We start from the raw sequence: 4,604 nt of genomic DNA on the forward strand, positions 1-4,604 counted from the left end.
AAAGGATGACAAAATCCTAAAACTTTAAACCGTTTTAGGATTTTGTCAACCATCTAACCGTTCCAATTAGACTTGGAACGGTTGCTTTTTGACCATTTTGACGTGAGGAATATTTGCATCTAAAAATTCTTCGGAAACGACCTTGTAGCCGTGTTTTTCATAAAAAGGCACAGCTTGTGTCTGTGCGTTCAGCATAAATTGTGCTGAACCTTGTTTTGCTGCTTCCTTTTCAAGCGCCTGAATGATCAGATTGCCTACCCCGATTGAGCGGTGGCTTTTTAGCACACAGATCCGTTCAAGCTTGCCGAAGCCGTCGACAATGCGAAGCCGGCCAGCGCCGATCGGTTCTGTTCCGTCATAGATGACAAGGTGTGAAGAGTCCTGATCGAAGTGATCCATTTCTTCTTCCGGTGATACGTTTTGTTCTTTGATGAATACTTCTTCTCTTACAAAATAAGCGTCTTCTAGCTGTTGTTTATTCTTCACGATGACGGCTTCCACTGGCTTTCATCACGCTCCTAAAATAAAAGTTTCATGTACTGTCCAAGAGCCGTTGTCCAATTGATAAAGCAGGTGAAAGCGGTCGATTGTTTCTTCATGTGACGCATCTTTCATTTTCAGCGGGCCAAGGACATCGGAATGCTCGTCATTGGATAGATTCTGAGCGATCGTGACATGGGGAACAAATGCGTATTCCGGCTTGCCTTCCAAAACGCCGCTGTACATTTTTTCATGAAGCACTATCAACTCTTCAGTCGGTTCGGTTTTCATATAAATCACATTATTGACGGGTGCAAAAGAACTGAATTTTGTTATCTTCAGCGGAATCGGTTTTAGTTCTTTTGAAAGCTCTCTCAGCTGTCGAACGACTTTGCCGATTTCTTCTTCAGATGCTTCAAAAGGTGTTCTTAATGTAAGATGGGGCGGGATTAAAGCGTAATTCGGGTCATAACGTTTTCGGTAGGAATTTGCAATATCCTGAAGTTTTTTTGATGGAAATAACACAATGCCGTATTTCATTTTGTTCCCTCCTCAAACAATGTATATAGTTTAGTATATCAAAGATGGGCAGATATACAGAGAGCTAGAGCATTTTTTTTAAGGCTGGGGTGATTAAAGGCTGCCAATACGTCCATTTATGATCACCGTCAAATGCTTCATAGCCATAGTTTGTCTTCTTTTTTTCGAGCAGTTCTTTCAGTTTTTCATTAGGTGCCGTAAAATCTAAAACCTGATCATCTGTTGTTTTGACCTCGGTTTCTTTCGTGCCGATTTGGTGGCAGATCGAAATCAGCTGCAGGGAATCGGCATGCTCCACCTTTTCAAGCACATGATCGTCGACATAAGGAGACTGCATGATGACATTACCGAACATGTTTGGATAATCAAGCGCTGTCATAAGCGAGACGGTTCCTCCGAGCGAATCTCCGATCAGCGTCCTGCCTGATCCGACTTGATATGTCGGATACTCGCGGTCGGCGAAAGGAACAAGTTCATTCGCCAAAAAGCGTTTATAAGCTTCAAATTTTGAACCTTCAGGATGGTATGTAAGTCTTCTTTCCTTGACGTTTTTGTAAGGAACGCCAATGATGATGGATCGTTCGATTTCGCCGTGTTTCAGCAGTTCCTCAAGCTGCCGGCTGATGCGGCCGAGCCGGAAGTAGTCATGTCCATCCTGGGCGATGATGACATGATATTTGTAGAGCGGGGAATAGGATGCAGGCAAATACACCAAAAGCTCCATCTCTTCGCCGAGCTCTTCTGAAAAAAGCCTTTTCTCCTGAATGACGCCTGTTTTAATAGCCAAGGTGAATTCCTCCAGAAATGATGTTGTGAACGTTTCCATACATTGTAACACGAATTTCGCGAAAATTCTCTTCCGAAGGCGCAATTTTCGTTTCGGCATATCCGCGCGAAAAAGAGCTGCCGTTATGATCAGCAGCCCTGAGCTTGGTTTATTATTTTTTCTCGTACCAAGGGATTGACGGTCTGTCCGCGGGATATCCGTATTGCTGCCGATATCGTTTTCTTTCAGCAGTGAAATCCCACCAGCTTTTGCCGCTTCCGGGATGGTTGGCGTAATAGACGATGCAGCGCAGCGCATCTTCTGCACAAGGGTCTTCCCAATAGCCTTTTAGCTTTTCCAGGCGAATGATCAAATCTGCGCCTGTTTCATGCTTGATTTCTGCGAGAGAATAATAGCCTAAATCAATGACGGACTGAGCTATTTTCGGCCCGATGGAAGGGACCGTTTGAAATTGGGCGAGCGCTTTGATGTATTTTGCCCGCGCCAAAGGTGAATCGAGCGCCTGAGCGAGGCTTGACAGCTCCATTTCTGCTGTATCTTTCATTTTTATCCGTGCGGCTCTTAGGTTTGACCGCTCTTGTTCTGTCAAAGGCAGTTTCATGTGATCACCTTCATTCAAATATACAGATCGAACATGTTGATATGATAGCCGAGCTGTTTCAAATAGTTAAACAATTGGGCCCGGTGATGGAAGATGTGGGTGAGTGTTTCCGCCAGCCAACGGCTTTGGGTCATTCCTGTTTCAAGATAAAACGGCGTTGTCTTCTTTGTCAAAAATTCTTCATCTGGCATGGATGTAAAAAAGGATTTGAATTGCTCATAGCCTTTTTCCATCGCTGCCGTCATTTCCTCTGCGGATTGCAATGCCCCATACCGTTTTTCGAGCTCGGTGATATCGCTTTGCTTTTTCTCTTGCATGATGGCCAGATCCGTTTCCGGAATGGCGATGAGATGGTCAGCCAGCTCTTTCAGGCTGCGCATGTTATCGGCGGGGCGGTAAGGCCAATCGGTTTCCTTCACCTTTTGTAAAAGAAGGCATGTCGATCGAATCCCCGTTTCCATTTCGTGCAAAAGAACATCTCGTAATGTATGAACCGCATTCATCAGCGTCACCCTTTCTATTTGAATTCATTCATATTTTATCAGTTAATCCTGACAGCTTTTGTCATGGTTTGAAAAAATTCAGCTGCCTTTTGTATAAGTTCTATTACAGTGGCTTCAGCACCTACATTCTATAAAAGGTCTGTAAAATAATCCATTTCGCGTCAACGATTTTGACCGGCTCTTTCTCTCTCCTGTGTCAGTTCAGCGTAGGAATCGACAGGGTTTAGATTTCAACTGCGAAAGGAGGAAGGGACAGGGGGGCATTCGGTTTGCGCGAAAGATGTGGAAAGCCTTGATGCAGCCGACCGGCTTATCAAGCTGGGATGGATTTTGCTAATGCCCGACATATTTTTTCGATCTCCAATTAATTAAAATATCTTCATAAACGGCAGGAACCATTATTCCCTTTTTTATTCCGTCAAAACCGGCGATAAACCAGTTATCTTCTCTCAAACACGATTCATCATTAAAGTTCTTCTTGAAAATTGTTTTATAGTCAACCAAAGCGTTAAAAAGCTTCGGAACCAGTTCTATCTTTTTTTAGGGGGGATTTTTCCGTACATCCACATAGCTACAAGAATAAACCTTTTTTATTTACTGGGGCAAAAATAGTGGGGAACACTTTTTACGTTTATTATGAATGCTATCCGCAAACCTCTTTACATTTTATTTGCTTAAAAAATATCGTCTCTCACATGCTGTTTCTTTTTAAAATGTGTCAGTTCTAGTATTTTATTAATGAATTGCAAACCTTCTTGTTGATGTGAAATCATAATTAATATATTGCAAAGATCATTTTTTTGTAGTAATTCATACATAAGATCCTTTGTCTCAACATGCAAATTTGTAGTCGCTTCATCCAGTATAATAATATCTCTTTTCTTAAGTATTGCTCTTATAAACGCAATTAATTGTGCCTGTCCGCCAGATACACTTGATCCATCTTGGATGATTTCGGTATCCAACCCTTTATCAAATCTGTTTAACTGTTCTATTAAATGATAATTATTGAGTAATTCGATTACATCATCTTTCGTTTTTTCTTCCTGACCATATAAAATATTCTCTAAAACAGTTCCTTTAAATAGAAAGATATTCTGTGAAACGATTCCTATTCTATCCCTAATACTTTTCTTATCAATTAAAGCATAGTCAATATTGTTAATTAAAATTCTTCCATTTTCAGGATGGTAGAGCCCTGTTAACAATTTAATAAACGTAGACTTTCCTGCTCCATTTATTCCATCAATCAATACTTTATCTCCGCTTTCAATTTTGACATTTAAATGCTCAAATATTAAGTCGCTATTTTTTTCATATTTGAAACTAACATCTTTAAATTCTATAGTGACAATGGGTTCAGTTAGTTTTTGGCTTGTTTCTAAATTTTCACTATTTAAATCTAAAAACTCTTTAATTCTCTTGATGCTTATGCATACAGGCTTTAAAGTTATATCTAAGCTCCCTAAAGATTGAGTAGTAGCCAGAAGTTTAGCCATATATAATGAAAATGAGGTATAGACTCCTATTGTCAATTGGTTCTGTAAAATTAACATTCCTGAAAACAACAATACTAGCACTGTTATTAGATTATTCGTCAAAATAATATTTTGCATAAAAAATATGAAATGTAAACTTTGTTTTAAAGAACTTTTCACCACATTTTTTAATTTGTCGGTCAGTTTCTTTATAT

General features: G+C 40.2%; 6 protein-coding genes. All 6 read right to left on the reverse strand.

Annotated features, from left to right (window positions below):
- Window positions 1–66: 66 nt before the first annotated feature.
- Complete coding sequence (locus BTA30_RS22215; RefSeq protein ID WP_076764234.1) at window positions 67–501, reverse strand: GNAT family N-acetyltransferase; 435 nt, start codon at window positions 499–501, stop codon at window positions 67–69.
- Between the two features lie 9 nt (window positions 502–510).
- Window positions 511–1,020 (reverse strand): YjcG family protein, encoded by a 510-nt coding sequence (locus tag BTA30_RS22220; RefSeq protein ID WP_076764236.1) that lies wholly within the window; start codon window positions 1,018–1,020, stop codon window positions 511–513.
- 64 nt (window positions 1,021–1,084) lie between these two features.
- Window positions 1,085–1,807: an esterase family protein gene (locus tag BTA30_RS22225; protein ID WP_076764238.1), complete on the reverse strand. Its 723-nt coding sequence runs from the start codon at window positions 1,805–1,807 to the stop codon at window positions 1,085–1,087.
- 151 nt (window positions 1,808–1,958) lie between these two features.
- Window positions 1,959–2,408, reverse strand: a complete 450-nt coding sequence (locus tag BTA30_RS22230) for a helix-hairpin-helix domain-containing protein (RefSeq protein ID WP_076764240.1) — start codon at window positions 2,406–2,408, stop codon at window positions 1,959–1,961.
- 14 nt (window positions 2,409–2,422) lie between these two features.
- On the reverse strand, window positions 2,423–2,911 hold the full coding sequence (locus BTA30_RS22235) for a DinB family protein (protein WP_076764242.1): 489 nt from the start codon (window positions 2,909–2,911) through the stop codon (window positions 2,423–2,425).
- 674 nt (window positions 2,912–3,585) lie between these two features.
- A partial coding sequence (locus BTA30_RS22245) for an ATP-binding cassette domain-containing protein (RefSeq protein WP_142243726.1) occupies window positions 3,586–4,604 on the reverse strand: 1,019 nt, incomplete at its 5' end.

The organism is Bacillus swezeyi, assembly GCF_001969815.1.
GTDB classification, from domain to species: Bacteria; Bacillota; Bacilli; order Bacillales; family Bacillaceae; genus Bacillus; species Bacillus swezeyi.